Consider the following 25,152-nt stretch of genomic DNA (forward strand, 5'->3'; position numbering starts at 1 on the left):
GTGTCAGTCGTCCGTATCGAATCAGCCGGGGCCGCTCTATGCAAGCGGGTCCAGATGCTTACCTGACCGGCCGGGCTAGCAACCCTTGCGATTGACCAAGTTGCCAAAGGCAATGGCAACAAGTGGAAGTGCCACGGCAGCGGAACAGAACAATGACGTCTCCCCGAAGGCGTCGATCATTACCGCTGCCAACTCCATCCCAAGGGCCTGACCGAAGAACAGACTCGCCGCAAATAGTCCCACCGCGGTGCCTCTTGCCTGTGGCGCCATCTGCGTTGCCTCGGTCTGCAAGGTGTTGTGAAGCATGTAAAAGCCAAGTCCGCCAAGGAAGCATCCCAGCACGCTCCACTCCCAGCGCGACCCGCCAGCGACGATTGCGAATGCCGCTCCAAGTAAAGCGCCACCGAGTCTTGCGAGACTGCCAGGAGAAAAGCGCCTGATCAATACGCTGGACAGGGTCACGTAAGCCAGGCCGCCCCCTCCGTACATCGCCATCACAGCCCCTGCCGCACCGATACCAATGCCGAAACGCATGTGCAGATAGGCCGGCACAAAGGCAAACCCCGCGAGGGTGAACAGGCCTTCTATCGCAGTAACCAGCAGGATCAGCCTCGCCCATCGTTCACTGAGGACTGCCCTGATTTGATTGGCAAAACTCTGCCTGCTGCTCAAGTCCGGCGCGGCGCCTGATGCCTGCGCTCGCACCAGTAAGGCAGCCACGCCAAAAGCCGTTGCGAGCACGCAAAAGACAACTCGCCAGTGGAGCACATCGGCGAGGAATCCGGATAGCCACTGACCGCCGATCAGCCCACCGACCGTCGCAAACATGAAGCGAGCAAGCGCCTGCTGGCGCTTCTCGATCGGCACCGTATCGCCAATTCTTGCCATGCTCAAGGGAATGATGCCTGCCGCCGCGGCACCCGATAGGCCGCGCGCCAGTGCAAGGAACGTCATGGACGGAGTCATTGCCGCCATGACGTTAGCCATCGAGCAAGCCGCCAGCGCTGCCGATATGACACGAAGCCTCCCAAAACGGTCGCCCAGCGGCCCATATAAGAGTTGCAGGAAACCATAGGCCAGCACAAAGGCAGATATGGACTGTGCTGCTACGCCGACAGGTACGGCGAAGTCCGACGACAGCGCGGGAAGGAGGGCATCGCAGGCGCGCATCGACGCCATGCTCAGGGCCGCGGCTATCCCAAGGGCGCCGCACGTGGCCCCATTTTCACGAAGTCTGCCCGGCGGCGCAGTCATTGACGCATTCTCCCTCATGCCCCGCTACGTTGACTGCGCATGTCGATACGTCACTCAGCCGCCCTGCTGACCCGATAGTCATGCTGCGGATTCGCGATCAGGAAGACGGCGCAGGCCGCGGCCAGCGCCGGCACCGCCAGCAAGCCAAATACATCGCCGAAGTTCCAGCCAAAGCCCAATAGCGCGGCGCCAATGAATGAGCCGGTGACACCGCCGATCCGCCCGATTCCTTGCATCCATGCGACGCCGGTATTGCGCGCCTCGGTCGGATAAAGGCTCGCGGCATAGGTGGACATTGACGTCGCGGCGCTGGTGACAAGGGTTCCGCACAGGAATAGCGATACCCCAAGGAATCCCGGATGGTCGACGCAGCGCCCGACTGCGACGACGAGAACGCCTGCCAGCAAGTACGCAAAGACAATGGTGCGATTGGCGTCGAAGCGATCCATCAGCCAACCGGCGACCAGGTTGCCGAGCAGACCGCCAAGGGGAAACAGCGAGGCCAGCAAGGCACCGTGCTCGATACTGAATCCTGCTTCGCGGAACAGCGTCGGCATCCAGTTCGTCATGAGGTAGTAGATCACCAACCCCATGAAGCACGACAACCAAAGCAATAGCGTGCGGCGCCGATATCCTTCCGACAGGACGAGTGCCAGTGCAGAGCTTTTTCGCTTCGACCCGGGTAGCGCCATTGGTGCGACGAACGTGCAGTCATCCAGCCGCTGTTGCGGCGCAATGCGCTTCAGGATTCGTGCTATCTGCTTGCGGGTGCCGGAGCGCACCGCAAGGAACTGGGGCGACTCAGGAAGCAAGACAAAAAGCAGCACGGCAAGCGCCAGGGGCCCGATGCCGCCGGCCGTCAGGACGCTGCGCCAGCCGAAATGGGGAATCAACCACGCTGACGCCGCGCCGCCCGCCACTAGCCCCCCCGAGAATCCACAGTACATGGCGTTCACGGTAAAGGCGCGAAGCCGCGCTGGTGCGTACTCCGACATCAGGGTGATGGTCGTCGGCATCGCTGCACCAAGCCCGAGCCCCGTCAGAAAACGTAGCACCGTCAGTGCGGTAATGGTCTGCGCATGCGCCGCTACCAGCGTCCACGCGCCAAAGCACGTCACCGCCACCACCAGCACTGCCTTCCGGCCGATGCGATCTGCGACAGGGCCCGCGAAAATGGCGCCCAGACTGAGGCCGACGAGTGCCGCACTCATGACCACACCCAATTCGCCGCGGGCGATGCCCCAGTCGTGGACGAGGGATGGTGCGATGAAGCCGATCGCGGCGGTGTCATAGCCATCGGCCGCTACGACCAGGAAGCAGAAAATAAGAACCAGCCATTGACAGGGGGAAAAGCGTTCGGCGTCGATGAATGACTGCACATCGACGGTACGGGATACCTGCTTCATTGGTTGTCTCCTTGATAGTGGGCAAGCGCTGTTTGCGCTTGCATCCTTTATGCGTTTCAGGCAGCCAGGTAACCGCCGTCTACGGGCAAGATCACGCCGGTCACGTATGTCGACATCGACGACGCGAGGAACAGCACCGCTCCGACCAGTTCCTCCGGTTTGCCAACCCGGTTCATCGGAATGCGGGCCATGAATCGTTCCAGCTTCGCCGGATCGGAGCGCGTCGATACGGTCATCGGTGTTTCGATGACGCCCGGCGCGATGGCATTGACGCGGATGCCGTCGCGCGCCAGATCGGCGGCAAGCGACTGGGTCAGCATCTTCACGGCACCCTTGGATGCGGAATAGCCGAGCGTGTTGGGCTGGCCCGAGAAGGACGCGATGGAGGCGACATTGACTATGGCGCCCCTGGTCCGGCGCATGGCGGGCAGCCAGGCGTGGCAGACATTGAAAGTGCCTTCATGGTTGACCTTCATGACCTGCTGCAAGTTATGTCGGGCATTGGGGCTGTCGATGCCCTCGCGGATGAGGATGCCGGCGTTGTTCACCAGCACATCGACGGGGCCGACACTGGCTTCGACCTCCCCGGCAACGGCGTGGCATTGGCCGGCGTCGGTCACATCCAGCGAGCAGGACCGTGCCGCGTGGCCGCGGGCGTTGATCATGTCGGCCGTCTGCCGGGCATTGGCCTCGTTCATGTCGGTGACGACAACAAGCGCGCCGGCTTCGGCCAGGCCAATGGCAATGGCGCGGCCATTGCCCTGCCCTGCGCCGGTAATAAACGCGACCTTCCCGGTCAGCAGATTGGGAATCATCATGGTGTGTTGCGAGAGAAGAGAAAGAAGCTGTCACGGCGACAGCGCGCGCAGCGCGGCCGCCTGACGACTGAGCCGGTTCCGGCCGTCAGTCCATCGTTGCCAGTGCCTGTCGCGCCGGCGTCGCAAGGCGCTGCGGAGGCGAAACCCTTGTCTGGTCGGCGATGTGGTTGCCTGCCACGTATCCGAAGGTCAGGCCCGGGCCGAGCGTAATCCCCGCCCCGCTGTACTCGCCGCCCATAATGCTGGCGGCGTCATTGCCGGCGGCATACAGGCCGGGGATCGGCATCCCGTGGGCATTGATCACCTGGGCGTGCTCGTTGGTCCTGATCCCCATAAAGGAGCCCAGATCACCCGGCACGAGCTTGAGGGCATAGAACGGCCCGGTGCGCAGCGGCGCGACGCACGGGTTGGGGCTGTGCAGGGCATCGCCCTGGTAACGGTTGTAGGCCTTGCTGCCGCGCCCGAACTCGGGATCATGTCCGTGCTGCGCGGTCTCGTTGTACTGCCGGATGGTGTTCTCCAGCGTCGGCGCATCGATGCCGAGCTGCCGGGCCAGGTCGGCAACGGTCTTGCCCCGCTTCAGGTAGCCGTTGCGCAGGTGGTTGCCGAGTGGCATCGGGAAGGGCTTGACGAAGCCGAGGCCATATCGCCGCAGCGCTGCATGGTCGGCGACCAGCCAGCAGGCGGTTTCCGACTTCCCCTTCGAGGCGGCGATCATCGCCTGCACGAGGTCGTGGTACGAGTTGGCCTCGTTGGCAAAGCGGCGCCCGTCCAGGCTGACGGCGATCACGCCCGGTTTGGCCCGGTCGATGAAGTGGGGCATGATGCCCGTCGAGCCATCCTTGCGCGGCACCAGCGACATGGGCGTCCAGGCGGCGGCATTCGACAGGCTCTGGTCGAAGACACCGCCTACTGCCTCGGCCATGCGGACACCATCGCCCACGTTCGTTTGCGGTGTAGGCGAATAGTGACCATGCCCGGCCTTGACGTGCGGGTAGGTCTGCTTGCGGCGCTCGAGGTTGTGCGGGAATCCGCCGCTGGCCAGGACGACGCCGTGGCGCGCCTTCACAGCGACCTTTTTGCCGTCGCGCTCCACCACCGCCCCCGTGATCCGATCACCATCCTGCAGTAGCTGGATGGCTGGGGCAGAGAGCCAGACCGGAATCGACAGATCAGCTGCGGACTTTGCCAGACGCGCGGCCAGCGCGTTACCGTTGGTAAGCGTCATCCCGCGCCCATACTTGCGCACCTCGAGGAAATGTTTCGCCAGGCGTTTGGTGACATACCAGGCGGATGCCAGCGACCGCGTGACACGCATGAAGTGGACGATCTCCTTGCCCGAGCCGATCGTGACGCCGAACACGGTCAGTTCCGGCAATACCGGTCCCAGCGTCTTGAGCAGCTGGCCTAGCTCGCGAGCGTCGTAGGGCCGCGTCACCATCGAGCGCCCGCCCTGCGCGGCACCGGGGGCCTCCGCATGGTAGTCGGGGAAGGTCAGCGGCATGTCGAACTGGACCGCGGTGTTCGACATAAAGAACTCGATGGCTTTCGGCCCGTTCGCGAGGAAGGCGCGCACGCGCGCTTCGTCGAATCCCGCGCCGGCCTGGTTCCGGATATAGGCGAGCGCCTGGTCGGGCAGCTCATGATGGCCATACGCCCTGGCCAGATGGGTGTTCGGAATCCATAGCCATCCGCCGGAGCGCGCGGTCGTCCCCCCGTAGTAGCTGGCCTTCTCGGCCACGATCACCCTCAAGCCACGGCTGGCAGCAGTAATGGCCGCCGACATGCCGGCGACGCCTGATCCAATGATCAGGACGTCACATTTTTCCCCATACGTTGTAGACATCGAGTTCTCCCTTCAAGAACGCCGGGGCCGAGCAACGCCGCACAACCCCGTCAATGTCGCTAGATTAGAACTAGCGCGCTTGAAATGATCTACTCGTTAACCCTATGCAATAGCATTAGATAATATCTAGTGCTACACTCACGGCATCATCCATCTCTTCGCAGGAACGTACGTGGATCACACCGAGCCGGTGCCTGAGCGCGAGCGCCGTGGCATACAGTCGATTGAAGTCGGGGGGGAAATTCTCAAGGTGCTGGCATCCGAGGCCAGACCGATGGCGCTTCGCGACCTGGTGAAGGCGGCCAATATGCCGTCAGGGAAAATCCACCCTTACCTGGTCAGCTTTGGAAAGATTGGCCTGGTCGCCCAGGACCCGGTCACGGGCCACTACCTGCTGGGGCCCATGGCTATCCAGTTGGGACTGACAAGCCTGCAGACACTGAACCCGATCCGCGAGGCCACACCGTTTGCGGAATCGCTGTCTGAAGAAACCTCGCACGCCGTCGCGCTTGCCGTATGGGGAAATCTGGGGCCGGTCATCGTGCGCCTGATCGATGCGACATATCCCATCCATACGAACATCCGCACCGGCACAGTCATGTCGCTCGCCAATACGGCGACGGGCCGGGTCTTCTCGGCGTTCCTGTCGCCCAAGTTCACCGAGAAGCTGTTGTTGGACGACCGCATACGCCTCGGCCCCGACATCGCACATCCGCTCGACGCAAAGGTGGTGGAGGGCATGATCGAGGAGACGCGCACGCGCGGGATGTCTCGAAGCGTCAACCATCCGACGCCTGGTATCGTCGCTTTCTCAGCGCCGGTGTTCGATTATTCCGGCAATATCGCCTTGGCCATCACGATCATGGGGCCGACCGGTACCCTCGACACAGATTGGGACGGCCCGGTTGCCAGAGCCTTGCACGGATGTGCGGAGGCCGTTTCGAAGCGCCTGGGCTACCGACACTCCCTCTGATTTCCCAGCGGCTCAGGCTTGGCCCAGCAGGCTCTGGGGCGCCGACCCAACTGCTGCCAAGCGCAGGCCGCCCGCTGCTGGCCATTCTTCGATCGCTGGCACCTCCCATTGCCATGGCCCAAAAATCGGCTATGAAGTGGTTCGCGTCTGCCGGCGTGCGCGATCCCCGGTGGAGCAAGCTTCAGCGATATCTACCAGTTTCAGTCACTCGGCTTCGCCCTGCTGAACCAGCAAGCCAGGTAGTCGTTCTAACTTCTAACAAAGTCTCTTTATCGCGGCGGACAACGTTTGACGCGTTGTCCAATAATCCGCCCAAGGGTCTGCGCGCTGAAAGCTGAGGTATTCACGCGCGTCTCTGATGGTCCAGTGAGCACCGCTCTTCAGCTTCGGAAGGTCGTCCCAGGAAACCGGCATCGAGACGCCCATACCCGGCCTGGCGCGCGCTGAGAACGCTGCAGCTGTTGTCTGCCCATGGCCGTTTCTCAGGTAGTCCACGAATATCTTGCCTTTCCGGTTGGGCGGCCCGGACTTCGCGATGAAGCGCTGCGGTAGCGTCGCGGCCAGATGCTGCACGGCGGCGCGCGAAAAGTCCTTTACGACCTCGTAGTTCTGTCTCCCGGTAAGTGGAACAACGACATGCAGGCCTTTGCCGCCGCTTGTCTTCAACCAGGACCGCAGGCCCACTTCGTCGAGAAGTGTCCTCACGAGTAGCGCTCCCTCCTGCATCTTCGACCACTCAAGTCCTTCGCCGGGGTCAAGATCGAGAATGAAGCGGTCGGGTGTATCGATGCGACGCTCTATTGAATTCCACGTATGGAACTCTACGACATTCATTTGGGCCGCCGCGACGATTGCCTCGACAGAGTTGGCCACAAGCAAGGGCGCGTGGCCTGGCCAGCGGCCCCTCGGCAGTTCCGTCAATCCTGGTATCGCTGTCTCGGTATGCTTCTGGAAAAACATGGTACCGGCAATGCCTTCAGGCGCCCGCACAAGCGAAAGCGGCCTGTCCTTCAGGTGCGGAAGCATCAGGCTCGCCACGCTTTCGTAGTAGCGAACCAGATCCAGCTTGGTGATGCCCGTCGCCGGGTCAATGACCCTGTCAGGGTTCGTCACCTTCACGCTCGACACGCCCTGAGGCGCGACGGACGCCCGTATGGCCTCCTTTCGCACGGACTTAGCTTGGAGATCCGAACGCAGCCCCTTGAAAATGGCATGGCGCACATGTCCTTCAGCTGTCCATTCGGAAAACTCCACCTCAGCAACAAGCGACGGCTTCACCCACCGAGCCGTTTCGGAACCGCCCCTGCCCCAGCGCCCGGCCTTTGTGTACTGATCGAAGGGCATGGATTCTATTTCCAACGACACAAGCTTTCGCATGAGAGCAGCCGCGGTCGAGCTGTCCCACCCCGTACCGACACCGCCGGTATAGCGCAGGGCACCATCCTCATACACGCCAAGGTACAACCTCCCTACCTCTTGCCTCGATCCGGTGCGAAGGGAGAAGCCACCGACGACAAACTCCTGCCGAAGCTTGCATTTGGCTTTGAGCCATGTCGGCGTCCTGGCGGAAACGTATGGCGCATCCGCTCGCTTGAACATCAAGCCTTCCAATCCGAGGCCGCATGCCGCCTTGAAGAGCTTGGCTGGTGGCGCATCGAAAGCTTCGCTGAACCGGACTCGTTCCGAAGCGCTCCCCAGGATTCCCGCGAGGAGTTCTTTCCGTTGGGAAAGGCGGAATGCTCGCAAGTCCCGCCCGTTCAGGTAGGGAACATCAAACGCGAAGTACACGATTTCATCGTCTTGATGTGCAGCAATCGCGCTTTGCAATGCATTAAAATCGGGCACATCGTTGCGAAGGACGACTATCTCACCATCTATCCAGGCTTCATCCGCATCCAGTGATGCCAGCTCAGAAACAAGAGAGGGAAACTTTGCGGTCCAGTCGTGCCCTGCCCGGGTGAACAGCCTTACGGTGCCATTTGCTATGCGCGCCAGCAAGCGATATCCATCGAACTTCGTCTCAATGATCCATCCTTCTCCCGTTGGAACCGTTGGAGAAAGGGACGCGAGCTGCGGCGCGAGCTTCGCGGGCAATGATGCCCTCGGTGCGCGATCTATCGACAAGCTCGCGGAAGCGAGATCCTCGTCGGGTAAGGATTCATCCTGGCTTGTTTGCGGTGTTGACGTGACGCTGTCTGGGAGCGCCGTCAGGACATCGAACTCGGCTAGGGGCCGTGCCCATGCGTCGGGCTTCTTAAACAGGATCCATTGCTCTGACTTGTCACCGGGCTTTGCGATGCGCACCAACTCCCACCGCCCTTCCAGTTTTACCCCGTGAAGGTCGAACAGGATCTTTCCCTCCGCCATGCCTTTACGCGGGTCGCCCACCGGATCCCAGGTACCCCGGTCCCAAACGATGACTGAGCCGGCGCCGTACTGTCCCCGTGGGATATCTCCTTCGAAGTTGGCATACTCCAGGGGATGGTCCTCGACATGCACAGCGATTCGCTTCTCCTTGGGATCGTAGCTCGGCCCCTTTGGCACCGCCCAACTCAAGAGCACACCATCAAGCTCAAGGCGAAAATCGTAATGCAGTCGCCGTGCCCAGTGCTTTTGAATCACGAAGGACAGCTTGCTCCTGGCTTTGCGGGCATTCGTGGCGCGCCCTGACGGTTCAGGCGTGATGGCGAAATCGCGCTTTTTCTCGTAGCGCTTCAGGTCGGCGTTGGTCTTCATGCCGGAAGAGCACCGGGTCAGCGAGTCAGCATGCGATACTGGTTGTAGTGCCGCAGCGCGTCCTTGATTCGACCGGCGCTGTCATACAACCTCCCGATGTTGAAATGCGCGTCCGCGTTGTCAGGCTCAAGGTCCAGGCATTGCTGGTAGGCTCTCAACGCATCCCGGAAATCCCCGGTATCCTCAAACGCAAGGGCTTGGTTAAACAGCAACTCGGTGCTCGTCGGGAAGCGCCTGCGCGCCTCAGCAAGGACCTTCAACGCCTTTGTGCAACTCCCTCGGTCACACAGCAACGCGCTAAGGTTGACCCACGCTTCATACAAGCAGGGATCCCACTCCACCGCTTGCCGATAGGCTGCTTCTGCTTCGTCATCCAGGCGTTGGCGCTCGTATTCGTTCCCTAGCTCGTATGAACGCCGTGCGTCGTCACTGACCGCCCCCACATGCGGCACTACGACGGTGTTGTCGGCGTACCGCGTCAGATCGAATCGCATTTGCCCAGAGTCAGCATTCCACTCATCGCCATTGGCACTGGCGATGACGTCATTGCCCTCCGCACGCAAGGACGTGGCGGACGGATGACGGTCACGCGACAGCGACTTCGTGCGAAGCATCGACCTGCGGATGCGCCCGGAAGAGATGTTGGAAAGCCGCAGCGCATTGGCCGTGCGCAGCACGACGAGATCTCGAAAGCTGAAGCGATACTCGCCCCGTTCGCCTCGGCTTGGCGCAACCACTCCGGCTGCGACGAGCGACATGACTGCGGGGCGCGGTATGCCGACGATTTCCATGACGTCGCGCATCGTGTAAGAACGCATCAGGCCTGCTTCTTGGCTCGCTTAGTCGGGATTGTCGCGGTTGTCGGCGTATCGGCACGTTTCGCTGCACGGCGCGCCGGCGCCTTGGCGCCTTTCCCGGCTTTCGCCGCGGCGGCAGCAGACTTTGGCGCCCCAATACTCTTCCTGAGAGCATCCATCAAATCGATGACTTCTGCGCCACCCTCAGCCGCCGCAGTCTCGGGGGAAACTGTGATGGCCTTGCCCTCTATCTTCTTGTCTATCTGGGCCAGGATTCGCTGCTTTTCTTCGTCTGTGTACTCCGTCGGGTCATAACCATCGACCGAGTTCTGGTCGATGAGCTGCTCCGCCAGGGAAAGCTCTGCCTTGGACACATCGACAGTCTCCACGTGCAGATCCGCCATCGAGCGAACCTCGTCTGCGTAGAGCAGCTGCTGGAGGATGAGCCCGTCGTCGCCGACCCGTATTTGCACCATATATTGCTTGCCCTTCCACGACCATTTTGCGAGCGCACATTTGTCCGTGGCTCGCATCGCCTCCGAAAGCAGGCTGTATGGCTTTGCGCCGCGCTTGTCAGGTCCCAGGTAGTAGGCCTTGTCGTAGTAGATTGGGTCGATGGCCTTCACGGGCATGAAGGCAACGATGTCGATGGTCTGTTGAGCCGCCTCCTCCAGCGCCTTGAGCTCATCCGGAGTGAAGACAACGTATTTGTCCTTTTCAAACTCGTAGCCCTTGACCATCTCTGAACGGTCGACTACCACCCCTTCCCTCTGGCAAATGTATTGTTGTCGCAGTCGTGAACCACACCCCTTATGGAGCAGGTTGAAACCCACAGCGGACGTGCTCTCCGTGGCGGAGAAGACCTTCACAGGGATAGAGACAAGCCCGAAGCTGATGGACAGCGAGGCGATAGAGCGCGCAGCCATTTTGGCACTCCTGGTGAGGGGGACATACGCTAGCAGCGTAGTAAATGGCGGGCCGTTGCGCCGTAGGTAAAAGTCGCATTCCACGAGCGGTGCTGACCGACGCGAGCGAGTTCGCCTGGCTGGAGAATTGCGAGTCGACTTGACGCCCCTTGGTGGGGCGCTGGGATAAGCAATCCAGCCCTGCAGGGCTGCTCGAGGCCAAGGCGCCGGCATGGTGTCATGCCCTTCACATTGCGGGATCATTCCCGAAGGGATTACGCATCCGTATTTGCCCGTCACCGACGTGAACCAAGAGATCGACACGCCTCTCTCCATCCCAGCGCAATCGCTTCGTCCTGGGTTCCGAAGAGCATGCCTGCGCCAGGGTCGCTCTCCATGTGAATCATTCTCGCCGCTTGTAACGCCTCCCGACAGAAAAACGGCCTTTTCCCGCACTATTTTGCGCGTGCGCTTTTGCTGGACTGGAAATCCGTATGCCGCGCCAAGGGACGGGTGATGGCTCAAATACCATGCCGCGGCGCCTCGTTCTGCGCTTCTTGCAGTTCGCGCCACTGGATCTTTCCGGTGGCCGACTTCGGCAGCGCCTCGACGAACTCGACCACGCGGGGGACCTTGTAGGCGGCCAGGCGCTCGCGGCACCACTGCATGATCTGTTCGGCGCCGGCCTCCTCGCGCCCCTGCATGCCCGCCTTGAGGACGATGACAGCCTTCACGGTCTCGCCGCGCCGCTCGTCGCGGGCGGCGATCACGCAGGCCTCATGGATGGCCGGATGGCCATAGAGCAGGTTCTCCACCTCGGCCGGCCAGATCTTGAAGCCGGACGCGTTGATCATGCGCTTGAGGCGGTCGCGCATGAAGAAATAGCCGCCATCGTCGACGAAGCCAAGGTCGCCCGTGCGCAGGAAGCGCTTGCTGTCGATCTCGATAAAGCTCTCGGCATCGGCCTGCGGATTGCGCCAGTAACCTCGCATCACCTGGGCGCCGCTGGCGATGATCTCACCCAGCTCGCCCCGCGGCAGCTCCACGCCGCTCTGCGGGTCAATCACGCGCGCGTCGACCCCGAAGGTGGCGATGCCGAGACACTCGCGCTTGGGCTGGTGGCGCGGGTTGGACAGCAGGAAAGCGGCCGTCTCGGTCATGCCGTAGGCCTCGATATAGACCAGGCCGAAGCGCTCCTGCAGCAGGTTGGCCACCGCATCGGGCATGGGCGCGCCACCGCCGCCCAGGAAGGCCAGGCAGGAGAGGTCGCGCTCAAGAATACCCGGCTGGGAAAAGAAATCCACCAGCATCGCCGGCGCCGCGCCCCAGTTCGAGACCCGGTAGCGCTCGATCAGGTCGGCTGCCAGCACGCGATCCCATCTCGGAAGCAATACGATGGTGGCACCCAGGTAGAGCGGTGCGTGAATGCCGTTCTGCATGCCGAGCAAGTGGAACATCGGCGCTACCGACAGGAACACCGCATCGGGCGTGTTGCCGCGCCAGATCTGCGAGCCTGCCGCGGCGCTCATCAGCGTGCCGTGGGTATGCATGCAGCCCTTGGGATGGCCCGTCGTGCCGGAGGTGTAGGCCAGCATGCACAGCGTGTTGTAACCGGCTGCGTGGGGCATCGGCACCAGGCCGGCCGCATCCGCGTCCTGCCAGCGCACCAAGGTGCCGCCAGCCGGAGCCTGCCCCGGCAGCGGGCTGCGCGCGCGCAGCCAGGCCGGCACGGCCGGCCCGCCATCGGATTCCGCCTCGCCGGGCAACATGTCGGCGTAGTCATGGACGACCACATGCGGCAGCACGTCGCCGTGCAGCGGCGCCAGCCGCTCGTAGAGCTCGGCCGCGGCAAAGGCCACGCGCGCGCCGCTGTCGGCGGCCACATGCTCCAACTCGGCGGTCAGCCACATGGGGTTGGCCGGTAACACCACGGCTTCGGCACGCAAGATGGCGTAGTAGGCGATGATGAACTGCGGGCAATTCTGGCTGTACAGCAGCACGCGGTCGCCGGGCGCGACGCCGCATTTGCGCTGCAGGTAGCCGGCCATGCGCTCGATCTGCCCGAGCAGCGCGGCATAGGAAATCGCGCTGCCGAAGTACTGGATGGCGGTCTTGTCCGGGTAGCGGTGCGCGGCCACCTCGACGTTATAGACCAGGCTGGTGCGAGGTATGCTGGCCTCGGCAGGCAGGCCCGGCGGCCAGAACGGGGAGCGACGGATGGGGGCGGGCGCACGCGATGGCGATGCGCCAGAGGTTGGAGACTGCGTCATGTTGTCGTTCTGCAAGTCTTCTCTTATTGCGATCGCTTCAGCGAAACCGTTCGCGGCACCGTATATTCCAGCAGCCCTTCGACGCCGTTCTCGATGCCCACGCCCGATTGCTTGTGGCCGGCCATGGGCTTGTGGGGCCCAAGGGTGTGAATCTGGTTGACCCAGACGGTACCGGTGTTGAGCCGCAACGCGACTTGCATGGCGGCCTCCGCGTCGCGGCCCCAGACCGAACCTCCCAGTCCATATTCGCTGTCATTCGCGCGCGCGATGGCATCGTCCACGTCGCGGAACTTCAGCAAGGGCAGGATTGGGCCGAATGGTTCTTCGCGGACCACGCGTGCGCTGTCCGGCGGGTTGTCCACCAGCGTGACAGGGAAGAAATAGCCACGTCCCTCCGCCACTTCGCCGCCGGCAAGGATGCGGTAGCCGGCGCTGCGTGTATCCTCCAGCAGCGCCTTGAGCCGCTCGAACTGGCGGCGGTTCTGCACCGGGCCAAGCTGAACGCCTTCCATGTCACCCCGGCCAACGCGCGTCTCCTGCGCCAGCCTGACCAACGCCTGCGCCAGCCGGTCGTAAACATCCTCATGGATATACAGCCGCTTGATCGCCAGGCAGTACTGCGCGTTGTTGGCAAACGCGCCCCAGAAGATCGCAGGCGCGATGGCCTCGACATCGGCATCGGGCAGGACAATGGCGGCGTCATTGCCACCCAGCTCCAGTGTCAGCCGTTTCAGGTTGACCGCAGCGGAGGCCATCACTGCGCGGCCGGTCTGGGTAGAGCCCGTAAAGCTCAGCTTGTCGATGCCCGGGTGGCCCGACATCAACGGGCCGAGGGCATCGCCGCCACTGATGACATTGAGCACGCCAGCCGGCAGGACATCGCGCAGCAGTTCGCCGAGCTTCAGCGTCGTCAGTGGCGTGAATGGCGATGGCTTGAGCACCATCGTATTGCCGGTAAGCAAGGCCGGCGCCACCTTCCACATCGCCAGCGCCAGCGGAAAGTTCCAGGGCACGATGCCGCCAACGACGCCTAGCGGCACGCGCAGGACACACACCTGTTCGGTGGCAGACTCGCTGACCGTCTCCACCGGGAGTTCGAGCCTGGCCATCTCGGTGCACCAGAACGCCGCTTTTTGCACCTCCTGCCGCGCCTGGGCAAGGGGCTTGCCCTGCTCCCGCGTCAACAGGTGCGCCAGTTCCTCCAGGTTGGTGGTGATGGTCTCACCGATCCTGACGACATATAGCTGGCGCGCCTGCAGCGGCAAGCCGGCCCAGGCCGGCGCGGCGCGGCGCGCGCTGGCAATGGCCTCGTCCAATTGTGCGGGGGGCGCGTCGGGTGCTGCGGCAATGACGCGTTCCGTTGCGGGGTTGAGTACATCAAATCCGGCCAGCGTGGGCGCGGCTTTGCCATCGATGGTCATGCTGAATCCAGCGGTGTCACCCATGATGATTGGGACCTCTTTTTAACCAAACGGATTTCGACAGGCCACACCGACGACACGCGGCTGTCCGAAGCCGAGCCTGCGTCGCCGGGTAGCGGATTGGCGCTTCAAAGATCGAGGACAAGCCACGAAGATTTCGCGCGCGAGCAACAGGGCGTGAACTGGTTGCCACAAGCGTGTTCTTCATCAGTCAGGAAGACGTCCCGATGATCGGCCTCGCCCTCCAGCAGACGCGTCACGCACGTCCCGCACGTGCCCTCCTCGCACGAGGTGTAGATGTCGATGCCAGCTTCGAGCAGCACCGAAGTGATCGAGCGGTCCGCGGGAATATGGAAGACCTGGCCGGTGCTGGCGATCCTGACGTCGAAGGCGCCGTCATGCGAGGTATCGACCGGCCTGGCGCTGAAGTACTCGTATCGCACCCGCTGCTTCGGAATTCCCGCTTGCTCGGCCGCGCGGCAAACCCATTCGATAAAGCCGGAGGGGCCGCAGACGTAGATCTCGTCATCGCTTCCGGCCTGGGCGAGCAGCATGACGGGATCCAGCTTCTGCGCATCGCCCTGATCGTCGTAGTGGAAGGCGACTTGCTGCCTGTAGGCGGATTGCTCGATACGGCTGCGGAACGCTGCCTTGTCCTGGCTGCGTGCACAGTAATGCAGGGCAAAGCCGGTTCCCGACACATGCAAGGCCTCGGCCATGCATAGCATCGGCGTAACACCGATCCCGCCTGCGATCAGGATGCTGCGGGTGCCCGCCTTCAGCGGAAAATGGTTCCGGGGCGCGCTGATCTCAATGACAGCGCCCGCCTCCAGCCGCTCATGGATGGCGATCGAACCGCCGCGCGAGGCGGGATCCCGCAGGACGCCGATCAGGTAACGGTGGCGTTCGGACGGTGCATTGCAAAGCGAATACTGCCGCACGACTCCGGGAGCGACGTGGACATCGATGTGGGCGCCGGCCTCGAACGGTGGCAGCTCGCCCCCCTTCGGGTCGCGCAGCTCCAGGCTGACGATGTCGTCGGTTTCGCGGTTGCGTTGCGCAATGCGTACAAAGAGTGTGTCTTGGGAATTCATGGCGCGATGCCTTGCTGCAGACTGCGATGGAATGGCTACTGCATGACGCAGCGAACGGGAAGATGCTTGGGTCCGCCGACGAAGCAGGAAGCGATCATCTCCATCTCGCCCGCCGCTTCCACGCGTTGCAGGCGCGGAATCATTTCCTCGAACAGGATGCGCATTTCCATCTTGGCCAGATGCTGGCCCAGGCAGACATGGGCGCCGAAGCCGAACGCGAGGTGGCGGTTTGGCTTGCGGTCGATGCTGAAGTCAAAGGGCCGGTCGAAGACCTCTTCATCCCGATTGGCCGAGCCGTAGCACAGCATCAGCCAGTCGCCCTTGCGAATCGTTCGTCCGCGGATCTCGGTGTCTGCCGTCGCGGTCCGCATGAAATGCCGGACCGGCGAGGCGATGCGCACCGCTTCGTCAATGAACTGCGGAATCAGCGACGAGTCGGCCTGGAGCCGGGGCAGCAGTTCCGGATACTGGCTCAGCGCCCACATCGCGACCGCGGACGAGGACGATGTGGTGTCGTGGCCCGCCGTGGCAATGATGACGTAATAACCCAGCCGGCTGACCTCGCTGATCGGCTCGCCGTTGACGACGGCGTTGGCGAGCAGCGTTGCCACGTCATTGCGCGGATTGACCCGCCGCTCGGCGGTGACATTCTCGAAATAGTCCCGGAAGTCCGCCACCACCGCCATCAAGTTCTTTGCCAGCGCGCCGTCATTCGCGCTTGCTTCCTGCTTGGCGCGCTTGAGTTCAGGATCCTCGCCACCAAATAGCTCCTGGGTCAGCAGCAGCATCCGGGGCTCATCCTCCGGCGGCACGCCGAGGATGTCCATGATCACGTGCAGCGGGTAATGCAGGGCAATGTCCTTGGCGAAATCGATGGCGTTGCCATCGCTTTGCTGCAGCTTGTCAACGATCTGCCTCGCCAGCCCACGGATGCGCTCATCCAGCTTCAGGATGCTGTTAGGCATGAACCACGACTGCGTCAGCGCACGCAGGCCCTTGTGTTCGTCGCCATCCACGTGGACCAGCGCCTTGACGATATTCGGGCGGCCGGTGGTCGCGATCACATGGTCGATCGAAGCCTTGGGCCGGCAGACGACGGAGTAGTCCCCGTTGTGGAAGAGATTGTGGTCGCGCGAGATGGCGGTCACGTCGGCGTGCTTGGTCACGACCCAGAACGGATCGAAACCGCCATTGACGGCGCGCCCCAGCGGATTGTTCTCGCGCGCCCACGTATAGGCCGCGTGCAGCCGGGCGGGATCGGCATAGGCGCTGGGATCGACCAGGACTTGCGCCACGTCGCCGGGAAGATCGAAATCGGTGTGGTTCATGGTATCGAACTGGATGGTGGGGTTGGGGCTCAGGGCAGCAGCACGGGCTTGACACACAGCCCCTGCTTTTGCTCCGCGACGGCACGGTTGATTTCGGCAAGGGGATAGGTCTTGACCAGCCTGCCGAAGGGGAAACGTCCCTCGAGGTACAGGGCCATCAACTGCGGGATGAACACATCGGGATCGCTATCGCCTTCGATGATCCCGCGATAGGTGAAGCCGCCGCGCATGACCTCGCGCAGCGTGCCCGGCAGGCCCAGGCTCGTCGCATGGGCGGGCGGCACGCCGACAAAGCCGAAGGTGCCGCGCGGCGCCAGCAGCTTCGGCACCGCTGCGATGACCGCCGGGATGCCGCTGGTATCCAGCGCAAAGTCGACTCCATGGGGCGCAATGGCGCGCACCGCAGCAGCCAGGTCAGCGCTCTGGCCCGGATCGATTGCATGCGTGGCGCCGAGCGACAAGGCCAGGTCGCGCCGGCTGGCGTCGGGCTCGACCACGATGACCGTCCCGCATTTCTGCAGCACGGCGCCCATCACAGCACTGAGCCCGACCGCGCCCGCGCCCAGCACCACCAGCGATGCGCCTTCATGACATGCCATCGAGCGCATGACCGCGCCCGCGCCGGTCTGGATGCCGCAGCCAAGGGTGCCGGCGATCTCGAGCGGAACGCCGTCCGGCACCTTCACCACGTTGCGTTCGGTCGTCACTGCATGCGTCGCGAATGAGGACTGGCCGAAGAAGCTGCCGGAGATCTCGCCATTGCCGTCGCGCATCGATTTGGAGCCATCGCTGCGCTGGCCGACGAAATTCAGCGCTGCCATCGCATGGCAATAGGCCGGCGCATGGCGATCGCACTGCGGACAATGGCCACAGGAGGAGAACGTGATGGCCACATTGTCCCCGGGCTTCACCTTGGTTACGCCGGCGCCGACCATCTCGACAACGCCGGCGCCTTCGTGCCCGAACACGGCCGGCATGGCGACGGGGAGCAAGCCTTCGGCAGCGACAAGATCGGTATGGCAAAGCCCGGCGCCGACAATCCTGACCAGGATTTCCCCTGCCTCTGGAGGGTCTAGTTCGACCTCTTCGAGGACGAACGGCGCGCACGGCGCCCGTGTCACGGCAGCAGTGATTTTCATGGTGTCTCCGCTTGGTTTTATTGGCTGGGCGGCGTGGCGCCCGGTGCTTGTTAAGAATCAGAATTCTGGTTCTATTATTGAAAGGCGACGAACCTGCTTCAATGCGGGCTTTCCCCTACGGAAGCAGTCGAGGTGGGCGCGGCCAGCCGTGAAGCGCCAGCGGATGCGGCTTCCGGGCGAGGTGGGGCCGGTGCTGCATAATGCTGACCTGTCCCAGAATCAGGATTGCCGTTTCCATGGCTGCCACCCTAAAGCGCCAAGAAGATCACAAGAGGCGTCCTACCCGCGCCGTGCACACCGCCAGCCAGGCTGCAGAAGCGGCGCCGGCGCTGCGCCCTCCTCGCCAGCTACGCAGTGAGGAAACCCTTGCCAAAATGATCCTGGCCGGACGGGACCTTATCCAGCAGCACGCGAATTTCGATCTGGTCCTGATCAGCGATGTCATCCGCACCGCGGGCACCTCTACCGGAGCGTTCTATGGCCGCTTCAAGGACAAGGACGCCTTCATTGCGTCGGTCCTCGAGGCCGCCTTTGTGGAAATGGAGGCCGAGGCGGACAAGACCATCCGGGACGACGAGGCCTGGGCGCAAGGCACGGCATCGGAGTTCGCCGCCCTCATCGTCCGGTACTACGTCGACATGTGCCGACGGAACCAGGGCATGTTCAAGGCCGTGCTGCGCCACTTCGGCGCGATCGACCCGGAAGCCAACCCGATGCGCCGGCTGAATCGCAACATCCAGAGCGTGGTCGCGCCGGCCCTCGCGCAGAAGATGAAGGCCCAGGGCCAGGACGCTTCCGAGACAGAAGTCCGGATCGCCATGCAGATGGTTGTGGGCACACTTACCCTGACCCTGCTGACCGACCCGGGGCCTTTACGTTTTGACGGGGATCTGATCGAGGCCAAGCTCACGGCGATGATGCAGCGGTTTTTGCTGTTGCCTTGATTTCCGCTCGGAGCGCGTCGACAAAGCGAAAATGTCGAGTATTTCCTTAGCTACCAGCGTGGATCATCGGCGACCACTTTGTTTCTTCAGCCATGCCACTGCCACCTCGACCATTGGGTGGTAACGGTTGGCATAGGCGTCCGACGGGCGCGATGGTACTGAGGGCAGCGCGCAATCGCGAGGCATGGCCACTGCTATCGGCACAGCGCCATCAGCTGTACCCACGCCTGCGCATGAGCCGGATCGAGCCACGCCATCAGTGCCACCGCGCACAGGCCCGCCAGGCTGAGCACCGACAGCCATATGCCGAGCGCCGGTCCGCAGCGCGGCCTCATGGCCGCGCCGGCGCGAGGCCGGTCCTGACGATCTGCCGGTCGTCGATCGGCCAGTGCAACGTCGCCGCCAGTACGCCCAGCGCCATGGCGCCGAACCAGACCGGGTCGTACGAGCGCGTCAGCTCGAACACCAGCCCGCCCAGCCATACGCCGAAAAACGAGCCCAGCTGGTGGCCGAAGAACACGAAGCCGAACAGCGTGGCGAGATAGCGCACGCCGAACACCTGTGCAAGGATCCCGTTGGTCAGCGGCACGGTGCCGAGCCACAGGAAGCCCATCGCTGCGCAGAACACGTACAACGTGGACGTGCTCAGCGGCAGTAGCAGGAACACCGCCATCGCCACGGTGCGCGCGAGGTAGATGCCGGCGAGTAGGTATTTCTTGCTGTTGCGGCCGCCCAGCAGGCCGAACACGTAGATGCCGGCCACATTGGCGAGCGCGATGATGGCGAGCGCGGCCATGCCGTCGGCCGGACGCATGCCACGGTCCAGCAGATAGGCGGGCAAGTGGCTGGCGATGAAGGCGAGTTGGAAGCCGCAGGCAAGAAAGCCAAGGTTCAGGAGCCAGAAGCCGGAATGGTCGAAGGCCTCGCGCACCGCGCCCAGCAGCGGTGGCTGGCCGCGGGCCATGTTCGTCTCATCCGCTGTCGGCGCGGGCGCGGCGGCGATCCGGTCCCGGAATGGCAGCGCAAGCGGCAGCAGCACGGCCAGTGCCAGGGCGAGCATCAGCAGCGTGGTCGCCCATCCCGATGCGACCAGCAGCCCCTGGGCGGCCGGCACCAGCGCAAACTGCGCGATGCCGCCGACGGCGCCGGCCAAGCCCAGCGCGCGGCTACGCTGCGCGGCGTCGGTCATCCTGCTCAGCGCGCCATAAATCACGCCGAAGGTCGTGCCGGACAGCGCAATGCCGATACAGACGCCTGCCGACCAGACGAAGGCCGCTGACGTGTCCGCCTGTGTCATCCCGTACAGTCCGGCGGCATACAGGGCCAGTCCGCCGGCCATCACCTTCCACGAGCCGTACCGGTCGGCCAGCATGCCGGTGAAGGGCTGCATCACTCCCCAGGTCAAGTTCTGCACCGCCATCGCAAAGCCGAAGGTCTCGCGGGTCCAGCCGCGCTCGGCGATGATGGGCAGCAAGAACAGCCCCTGCACATGGCGCACGCCCAGCGCCAGCCCCATCAGGAGGCCACCCGCCAGCACGAGCACCCACAGCTCCCGCCACCACGGCGTGGCGGACTGCGGCGAGGCGATGGTAGCGGACGAGTGCGGCAGGCGGGAAGTCATGACGGCCCTTGTCGAATGATGGCGCCGGCAGGCGCGCGATGGCTCTATTGCAGTCGCCCTGGCGCCGTGCTTCAAGCGATCATTTGGTCGTTCTGCCATGCGCGCCGCGCATGGCAAGGGGGTCGCGGATCGTGCTGTAATGGTGGTTCGCGTGTCTGCCAGGAGGCCATCGCATGTCCGTCCCGCTCGTCCGACTGTTTCCGCTCGACCTGCTCAAGGGCTTCGTCGCCGTCGGCCGACGCATGAGCATTACGCAGGCGGCGGACGATCTGTGCCTGACGCAGTCGGCGGTAAGCCGGCAGATCCACGCGCTGGAGGAGCAGCTGAAGGTGCCGCTGTTCGTGCGCAAGCATCGCGGCGTGGCGTTCACTGCCGAGGGCGAACGGCTGTTTCGCAGCGCCGACAGCGCGCTGCAGCAGCTGCAGGACGTGGTGGCCGAGGTGCGTCGCAACGAGGGCCAGCGGTCGGTCACGGTCACCGCCAGCATCGGCGTGACCGGCTTGTGGCTGCTGCCGCGGCTGGGGAACCTGCAGAAGACGCATCCGCATCTGGATGTGCGCCTGTCCGCCAGCAACCGTATCTGCGACCTGCGTGCCGAGGGCATTGACCTCGCCGTGCGCTATTGCCGCGACGCCGCGGCGCCGCCCGATGCCGTGCGCCTGTTCGGCGAGAACATCGCCCCGGTCGCCCATCCATCGCTGGTGTCCGGGGTCGGCCAGCACGTCGATGCGCTGCTCCAACTGCCGCTGCTGGAATTCGACGATCCCCGTCCGTGGCTGCAATGGCGCAGTTGGCTCGAGCCGCGCGGCTACCATCAGGCGAGCCAGCACGGCATGCTTCGCATTAATCAATACGACCAGGTCATCCACGCGGCGCTGGCGGGACAGGGCGTCGCACTGGGCCGGCTCGAGCTGGTGCGGCCCCTGATCGATGGCGGCCAGCTGGTGATCGTGCCGACGGCGCTGCAAGCGCCGCCGAGCCCGAACGCGTACTGGCTGATCCATGCCTCCGCCCATCCGCGCGAGGACGTCAAGCGCGTGGCCGAATGGATTTGCCGGGAAGCCGTGCACACCGTCAGGTCACCCGCGCGCCCCGCAGCCACCTGAACCACCTGAGCCAAGGACGGCCGGCGCGACGCGGGTGCGGCGGCGCTTCGATCCCGCACAACGCGGGGCCGGCGCCGTGCAGCGCGGCGAGAAACACCTCGGCGTCGCCGTGCAGCCGATAGCGCTCGCCGGGCGCGAGCAAGATGTCCGGGGACGGCCGGTCCCGCGCTTCGAACGTCAGCCACAGGCTGCCGCCGCGGCAGACCAGTTCCGCGCCGGCCCGCAGTCGCAGGCGCAGGCATTCTGCTTCAAGGGAGAGGGTGCATGACATGAAAAGCTCCGGTGGACCTTTCAATTGTGCGAACCGGCGTCGTGGCTTGCCATGAGCATTGCGTCGGCCGGCCATACGTCAGCGGCATGCAAGGCGCGACAGCCCGCTGCACGGGTTCCAAATGTGGACTATCTGCATTACCGGGTGGCAGCCGTGGGCTCTGTCTTCAGCGGCCGCATTCACCTAAGCGGCCGGACGGCCATCGTACGCACGTTATTCGCCCGCACACTCTCAGCGCAATGTCCAGGCGCAAACTGGGGCGACGCTGTACGGCGTGATCGACGGCTCGGTGGAATACGTAAATCGCGTCGCTGCATACGCCGCCACACTTGCCACCGGCGGTAGCCGCTTCGTCAATGCCCCTCACGTCACTTTCGACTTAGCCATCGTTCACCAAATAGAACTCTGAGGTCAAACTTCCCCGCCTACTCGGTCATGTTCCCCGGACCTATTCTCCTTCCATCGCCGCCACGCATTCGGCAACGGCACCAAAGGGAATTAAGGTGAGAAGAGTGCTCGGTATCCACTCCGAGGCGTTCACCCGCAACGGTGGCGCCCTGGAGATGGTGCAACTCTGGGGCAACCTGCCCGCCCGGCAGAAGATGACGACAGCGTGTCGCTGGATGCCTCCACCGACGCCACCGTGCTGCTGCTCGCGGGCGGGCCCATCGACGAGCGCGTGGTTGGCTACGGCCCGTTCGTGATGAACACCGAGCAAGAAATCCGGCAGGCCGTGAGCGACTACAACAGCGGCCGCCTTGTCCCTGCAGCCACCTGATCTTCCCTCCCGCCGCGCCAGGCACGGCGGGGCCTCTTCACGCAGTACGCCCTTCTGACAAGGAGCAACACCATGAGCCAACCCGCAAACTTCAATGGCAAGCGCCCCGCCATCGACCCGGCCGATACCGCCATGCTGCTGATCGACCACCAGAGCGGCCTGTTCCAGACCGTCGGCGACATGCCCATGCCGGAACTGCGCCTGCGCGCGGCAGCCCTGGCCAAAATGGCGACGCTATCCAAGCTGCCCGTCATCACGACCGCTTCGGTGCCCCAAGGTCCCAACGGTCCGCTGATTCCCGAGATCCACGAGAATGCCCCGCACGCCAAGTACGTCGCCCGCAAGGGTGAAATCAATGCCTGGGACAATCCCGATTTTGTTGCCGCGGTCGAGGCGACAGGGCGCAAGACGCTGATCATCGCCGGCACCATCACCAGCGTCTGCATGGCGTTCCCGGCGATCAGCGCGGTAGCGGACGGCTACAAGGTGTTCGCCGTGGTGGACGCCTCAGGCACGTACTCGAAGATGGCCCAGGAAATCACGCTGGCGCGCGTGGTCCAGGCAGGCGTGGTGCCCATGGACACGGCCGCGGTAGCGTCCGAACTGCAGCAAACCTGGCACCGTGACGACGCGCAGCAATGGGCTGAGGTCTACACCAAGATCTTCCCGGCCTATCAGCTGCTGATCGAAAGCTACATGAAGGCACAGGACGTACAGAAGAACGGCGAGGTCCTGGACTCGGCACGTTGATCCCCGGCGCTGCATGGCCCTCGCGGCCATGCCGCATGCGGCGCAGCGGCCAAGGCGGGCCTGGATTGGCGGCGCTTCAACGCGCGGCGTCACTACATGATTCGTCAGCGACATGACACGCACCGTCGTTCCTACCCTGGCGCTTGCCCTGGCATTGGCTGGCATGCCATGCCACGGCAGCGCGCAAGGGTCGGCCCCGGCCTACAGCTTCCTCCGCTACAACGAGGACTACCGCTACCTGCAGGATCCGGCCAGGCGGAGCGACCCCTGGGACCCGATCAAGTTCATTCCCGTAGGCGCGCCAAGCGCCTACTTGAGCCTGGGCGGCGAAATCCGGGAGCGCTTCGAAGACTATTCCGCGCCCAACTTCGGCGTGCCGGGCCCGTCCGCGGACGGCTACCTGCTGCATCGCATCCTGCTCCATGCCGACCTGCACGCTGGCGACTATGTCCGTGGGTTCGTCCAGCTCGGCAACCACTTCGCATTCGGCAAGGACATCGCCACGCCGCCGTATGAAGACCGGCTGGATATACAGCAGGCTTTTGTCGACATACGCCTGCCAACCGCGGACAGCCCCCCCACTTCCGAGCTGCCAGTCCTGCGCGTTGGACGTCAGGAAATGGCATTTGGCTCGCAACGCCTGATCTCCGTGCGCGACGCGCCCAACGTCAGGCGCTCCTTCGACGGTGCTCGCCTTGGGGGCAATGTAGGCGATGTGAGGCTGGATGCGTTTGCCACACGCCCGGTACTACTGAAGACCGGCAATTTCGATGACCAGCCCAACCACGCGCAAGGCTTCTGGGGTCTCTACTCAACCTTTCCGAAGACGTTCATCGCGAATTCGGGTGTGGATCTCTACTACCTCGGCTTCGAGAACAGCCGGGCCCTCTACAGCGTTGGAACGGGCGTGGAGCGAAGGCATTCGGTCGGTGGGCGTGTGTTCGGCAGCCACGGCCGGTGGGACTGGGACTGGGAAGCGCTGGCGCAATTCGGCAGCTTCGGCCAGCAGGACCTGATCGCCTGGGGCTTCTCCACCGATACCGGCTATGCCTTCCTGCTGGGGGGATGGGGCGCGCGCGCCGGCGTGAAGGCCACTGTGGGCAGCGGCGACCGCGATCCCCGCGACGGCAAGCTGGGGACCTATGGCGGCTTGTTCCCCAAGCTCGCCTATTTCAACCAAGCGGGCCTGCTCGGCGCCTCGAACGTGATGGACCTGCAGCCTTCGCTGACCCTGAAGCCGACGGCGAAGCTGCGGTTCACCGTGTCCTGGGACTTCATCTGGCGCCAGACCACAAACGATGCGGTCTACACGGCGGCGGCATTTCCCATTGCCGGCACAGCGGGACAGCCCGGGCGCTACACCGGCAGCCAGCTGGCTTTCGACGTCTACTGGCAGGTCGACCGCCATATCGTGATCAATGCCGGTTTGGTCCACGTGGACGTGTCCAGGGTGCTGAGCACGGTGGGCGGGCACAATACCAACTTCACATATGTGTCGGCAGCCTATTCGTTCTGACGGCATGCACACAAAGGCGCGGCATCGCTGCACTTTCGGCGGAGCTCACGCCAGATTCGCGCGGACGACGCTACGGTAATACGCGACCAAGGCATCCATCACCACCTGCCTAACCGTAACGTCGCTTGTCCCTGGATTCAACAGAACGGTTTGGGTCATCAGATGGGGCGCGGCCGCCC

20 protein-coding genes and 1 pseudogene are annotated in these 25,152 nt (G+C 63.6%); 6 read left to right on the top strand and 15 right to left on the bottom strand.

Annotated features, from left to right (window positions below; genetic code table 11):
• Positions 1–75: 75 nt before the first annotated feature.
• The 4 genes from ABNX08_RS42265 to ABNX08_RS42280 all read right to left on the bottom strand — a co-directional run bounded on the left by ABNX08_RS42265 (position 76) and on the right by ABNX08_RS42280 (position 5,324).
• The gene (locus tag ABNX08_RS42265) at positions 76–1,254 is read right to left on the bottom strand and encodes an MFS transporter (RefSeq protein WP_349606798.1); all 1,179 of its coding nucleotides are present in this window, start codon (positions 1,252–1,254) and stop codon (positions 76–78) included.
• Positions 1,255–1,304: 50 nt separating this feature from the next.
• Complete coding sequence (locus ABNX08_RS42270; RefSeq protein ID WP_022540492.1) at positions 1,305–2,660, bottom strand: MFS transporter; 1,356 nt, start codon at positions 2,658–2,660, stop codon at positions 1,305–1,307.
• Between the two features lie 56 nt (positions 2,661–2,716).
• Entirely contained in the window at positions 2,717–3,475 is a 759-nt protein-coding gene (locus ABNX08_RS42275) for a glucose 1-dehydrogenase (protein WP_349606796.1), read from the bottom strand.
• A gap of 88 nt (positions 3,476–3,563) precedes the next feature.
• Positions 3,564–5,324: an FAD-dependent oxidoreductase gene (locus tag ABNX08_RS42280; RefSeq protein ID WP_349606794.1), complete on the bottom strand. Its 1,761-nt coding sequence runs from the start codon at positions 5,322–5,324 to the stop codon at positions 3,564–3,566.
• Positions 5,325–5,496: 172 nt separating this feature from the next.
• On the opposite strand from ABNX08_RS42280, the gene ABNX08_RS42285 reads away from it, so the two are divergent.
• Positions 5,497–6,297: an IclR family transcriptional regulator gene (locus tag ABNX08_RS42285; protein ID WP_349606792.1), complete on the top strand. Its 801-nt coding sequence runs from the start codon at positions 5,497–5,499 to the stop codon at positions 6,295–6,297.
• Between the two features lie 255 nt (positions 6,298–6,552).
• On the opposite strand, the gene ligD is transcribed toward ABNX08_RS42285, so the two are convergent.
• From ligD to ABNX08_RS42325, 8 genes are all read right to left on the bottom strand, one after another.
• Positions 6,553–9,033: a DNA ligase D gene (gene ligD / locus ABNX08_RS42290; protein WP_349606790.1), complete on the bottom strand. Its 2,481-nt coding sequence runs from the start codon at positions 9,031–9,033 to the stop codon at positions 6,553–6,555.
• Between the two features lie 17 nt (positions 9,034–9,050).
• Positions 9,051–9,851: a tetratricopeptide repeat protein gene (locus ABNX08_RS42295; protein WP_349606788.1), complete on the bottom strand. Its 801-nt coding sequence runs from the start codon at positions 9,849–9,851 to the stop codon at positions 9,051–9,053.
• Positions 9,851–10,756: a Ku protein gene (locus ABNX08_RS42300; RefSeq protein ID WP_349606786.1), complete on the bottom strand. Its 906-nt coding sequence runs from the start codon at positions 10,754–10,756 to the stop codon at positions 9,851–9,853. Before ABNX08_RS42300 ends, ABNX08_RS42295 begins: the two co-directional genes overlap by 1 nt.
• A gap of 500 nt (positions 10,757–11,256) precedes the next feature.
• A complete protein-coding gene (locus ABNX08_RS42305) occupies positions 11,257–13,005 on the bottom strand; it encodes a long-chain fatty acid--CoA ligase (RefSeq protein ID WP_349606784.1) in 1,749 nt (582 codons plus the stop codon).
• A gap of 23 nt (positions 13,006–13,028) precedes the next feature.
• Positions 13,029–14,450, bottom strand: coding sequence for an aldehyde dehydrogenase family protein (locus tag ABNX08_RS42310; RefSeq protein ID WP_374063773.1), 1,422 nt, complete (start codon positions 14,448–14,450; stop codon positions 13,029–13,031).
• A 104-nt stretch (positions 14,451–14,554) separates the two neighbouring features.
• Positions 14,555–15,520 carry a PDR/VanB family oxidoreductase gene (locus ABNX08_RS42315; protein WP_349606780.1) on the bottom strand — a complete coding sequence of 322 codons (966 nt, stop codon included), beginning with the start codon at positions 15,518–15,520 and terminating at the stop codon, positions 14,555–14,557.
• Between the two features lie 35 nt (positions 15,521–15,555).
• The gene (locus ABNX08_RS42320; RefSeq protein WP_349606843.1) at positions 15,556–16,848 is read right to left on the bottom strand and encodes a cytochrome P450; all 1,293 of its coding nucleotides are present in this window, start codon (positions 16,846–16,848) and stop codon (positions 15,556–15,558) included.
• A gap of 29 nt (positions 16,849–16,877) precedes the next feature.
• Entirely contained in the window at positions 16,878–17,987 is a 1,110-nt protein-coding gene (locus tag ABNX08_RS42325) for an NAD(P)-dependent alcohol dehydrogenase (RefSeq protein WP_349606778.1), read from the bottom strand.
• Positions 17,988–18,223: 236 nt separating this feature from the next.
• Between ABNX08_RS42325 and ABNX08_RS42330 the strand changes: the two genes are divergently transcribed.
• Entirely contained in the window at positions 18,224–18,931 is a 708-nt protein-coding gene (locus tag ABNX08_RS42330) for a TetR/AcrR family transcriptional regulator (RefSeq protein ID WP_022540504.1), read from the top strand.
• 194 nt (positions 18,932–19,125) lie between these two features.
• Here ABNX08_RS42330 and ABNX08_RS42335 read toward each other — a convergent pair whose 3' ends face one another.
• Both ABNX08_RS42335 and ABNX08_RS42340 read right to left on the bottom strand, forming a co-directional pair.
• Positions 19,126–19,266, bottom strand: coding sequence for a hypothetical protein (locus ABNX08_RS42335; RefSeq protein WP_349606775.1), 141 nt, complete (start codon positions 19,264–19,266; stop codon positions 19,126–19,128).
• Positions 19,263–20,552: an MFS transporter gene (locus tag ABNX08_RS42340; RefSeq protein WP_349606773.1), complete on the bottom strand. Its 1,290-nt coding sequence runs from the start codon at positions 20,550–20,552 to the stop codon at positions 19,263–19,265. Before ABNX08_RS42340 ends, ABNX08_RS42335 begins: the two co-directional genes overlap by 4 nt.
• A gap of 173 nt (positions 20,553–20,725) precedes the next feature.
• Between ABNX08_RS42340 and ABNX08_RS42345 the strand changes: the two genes are divergently transcribed.
• A complete protein-coding gene (locus ABNX08_RS42345) occupies positions 20,726–21,658 on the top strand; it encodes a LysR substrate-binding domain-containing protein (protein ID WP_349606771.1) in 933 nt (310 codons plus the stop codon).
• Here the strand turns inward: ABNX08_RS42345 and ABNX08_RS42350 are convergent.
• Entirely contained in the window at positions 21,627–21,929 is a 303-nt protein-coding gene (locus tag ABNX08_RS42350; RefSeq protein WP_349606769.1) for a DUF2917 domain-containing protein, read from the bottom strand. The genes ABNX08_RS42345 and ABNX08_RS42350 overlap by 32 nt on opposite strands.
• Before the next feature lie 625 nt (positions 21,930–22,554).
• Here ABNX08_RS42350 and ABNX08_RS42355 point away from each other — a divergent pair.
• The 3 genes and pseudogenes from ABNX08_RS42355 to ABNX08_RS42365 form a co-directional block, all read left to right on the top strand.
• Positions 22,555–22,707, top strand: a pseudogene (locus ABNX08_RS42355) (pirin-like C-terminal cupin domain-containing protein); the annotation flags it as partial.
• Between the two features lie 72 nt (positions 22,708–22,779).
• Complete coding sequence (locus ABNX08_RS42360; protein ID WP_349606768.1) at positions 22,780–23,457, top strand: hydrolase; 678 nt, start codon at positions 22,780–22,782, stop codon at positions 23,455–23,457.
• 112 nt (positions 23,458–23,569) lie between these two features.
• On the top strand, positions 23,570–24,973 hold the full coding sequence (locus ABNX08_RS42365) for an alginate export family protein (RefSeq protein ID WP_349606767.1): 1,404 nt from the start codon (positions 23,570–23,572) through the stop codon (positions 24,971–24,973).
• Positions 24,974–25,152: the final 179 nt, after the last annotated feature.

The organism is Cupriavidus sp. DF5525, from assembly GCF_040149425.2.
Classification (GTDB): Bacteria; Pseudomonadota; Gammaproteobacteria; order Burkholderiales; family Burkholderiaceae; genus Cupriavidus; species Cupriavidus pickettii_A.

Excerpts from the sequence above, each read along its gene's own strand:
- ABNX08_RS42350 (WP_349606769.1), bottom strand. The coding sequence starts at position 21,929 with ATGTCATGCACCCTCTCCCTTGAAGCAGAATGCCTGCGCCTGCGACTG.
- ABNX08_RS42365 (WP_349606767.1), top strand. The coding sequence starts at position 23,570 with ATGACACGCACCGTCGTTCCTACCCTGGCGCTTGCCCTGGCATTGGCT.
- ABNX08_RS42340 (WP_349606773.1), bottom strand. The coding sequence starts at position 20,552 with ATGACTTCCCGCCTGCCGCACTCGTCCGCTACCATCGCCTCGCCGCAG.
- ligD (WP_349606790.1), bottom strand. The coding sequence starts at position 9,033 with ATGAAGACCAACGCCGACCTGAAGCGCTACGAGAAAAAGCGCGATTTC.
- ABNX08_RS42300 (WP_349606786.1), bottom strand. The coding sequence starts at position 10,756 with ATGGCTGCGCGCTCTATCGCCTCGCTGTCCATCAGCTTCGGGCTTGTC.
- ABNX08_RS42295 (WP_349606788.1), bottom strand. The coding sequence starts at position 9,851 with ATGCGTTCTTACACGATGCGCGACGTCATGGAAATCGTCGGCATACCG.
- ABNX08_RS42305 (WP_349606784.1), bottom strand. The coding sequence starts at position 13,005 with ATGACGCAGTCTCCAACCTCTGGCGCATCGCCATCGCGTGCGCCCGCC.
- ABNX08_RS42315 (WP_349606780.1), bottom strand. The coding sequence starts at position 15,520 with ATGAATTCCCAAGACACACTCTTTGTACGCATTGCGCAACGCAACCGC.
- ABNX08_RS42265 (WP_349606798.1), bottom strand. The coding sequence starts at position 1,254 with ATGACTGCGCCGCCGGGCAGACTTCGTGAAAATGGGGCCACGTGCGGC.
- ABNX08_RS42280 (WP_349606794.1), bottom strand. The coding sequence starts at position 5,324 with ATGTCTACAACGTATGGGGAAAAATGTGACGTCCTGATCATTGGATCA.
- ABNX08_RS42325 (WP_349606778.1), bottom strand. The coding sequence starts at position 17,987 with ATGAAAATCACTGCTGCCGTGACACGGGCGCCGTGCGCGCCGTTCGTC.
- ABNX08_RS42330 (WP_022540504.1), top strand. The coding sequence starts at position 18,224 with ATGGCTGCCACCCTAAAGCGCCAAGAAGATCACAAGAGGCGTCCTACC.
- ABNX08_RS42360 (WP_349606768.1), top strand. The coding sequence starts at position 22,780 with ATGAGCCAACCCGCAAACTTCAATGGCAAGCGCCCCGCCATCGACCCG.
- ABNX08_RS42310 (WP_374063773.1), bottom strand. The coding sequence starts at position 14,450 with ATGGGTGACACCGCTGGATTCAGCATGACCATCGATGGCAAAGCCGCG.
- ABNX08_RS42275 (WP_349606796.1), bottom strand. The coding sequence starts at position 3,475 with ATGATTCCCAATCTGCTGACCGGGAAGGTCGCGTTTATTACCGGCGCA.
- ABNX08_RS42335 (WP_349606775.1), bottom strand. The coding sequence starts at position 19,266 with ATGAGGCCGCGCTGCGGACCGGCGCTCGGCATATGGCTGTCGGTGCTC.
- ABNX08_RS42345 (WP_349606771.1), top strand. The coding sequence starts at position 20,726 with ATGTCCGTCCCGCTCGTCCGACTGTTTCCGCTCGACCTGCTCAAGGGC.
- ABNX08_RS42320 (WP_349606843.1), bottom strand. The coding sequence starts at position 16,848 with ATGAACCACACCGATTTCGATCTTCCCGGCGACGTGGCGCAAGTCCTG.
- ABNX08_RS42270 (WP_022540492.1), bottom strand. The coding sequence starts at position 2,660 with ATGAAGCAGGTATCCCGTACCGTCGATGTGCAGTCATTCATCGACGCC.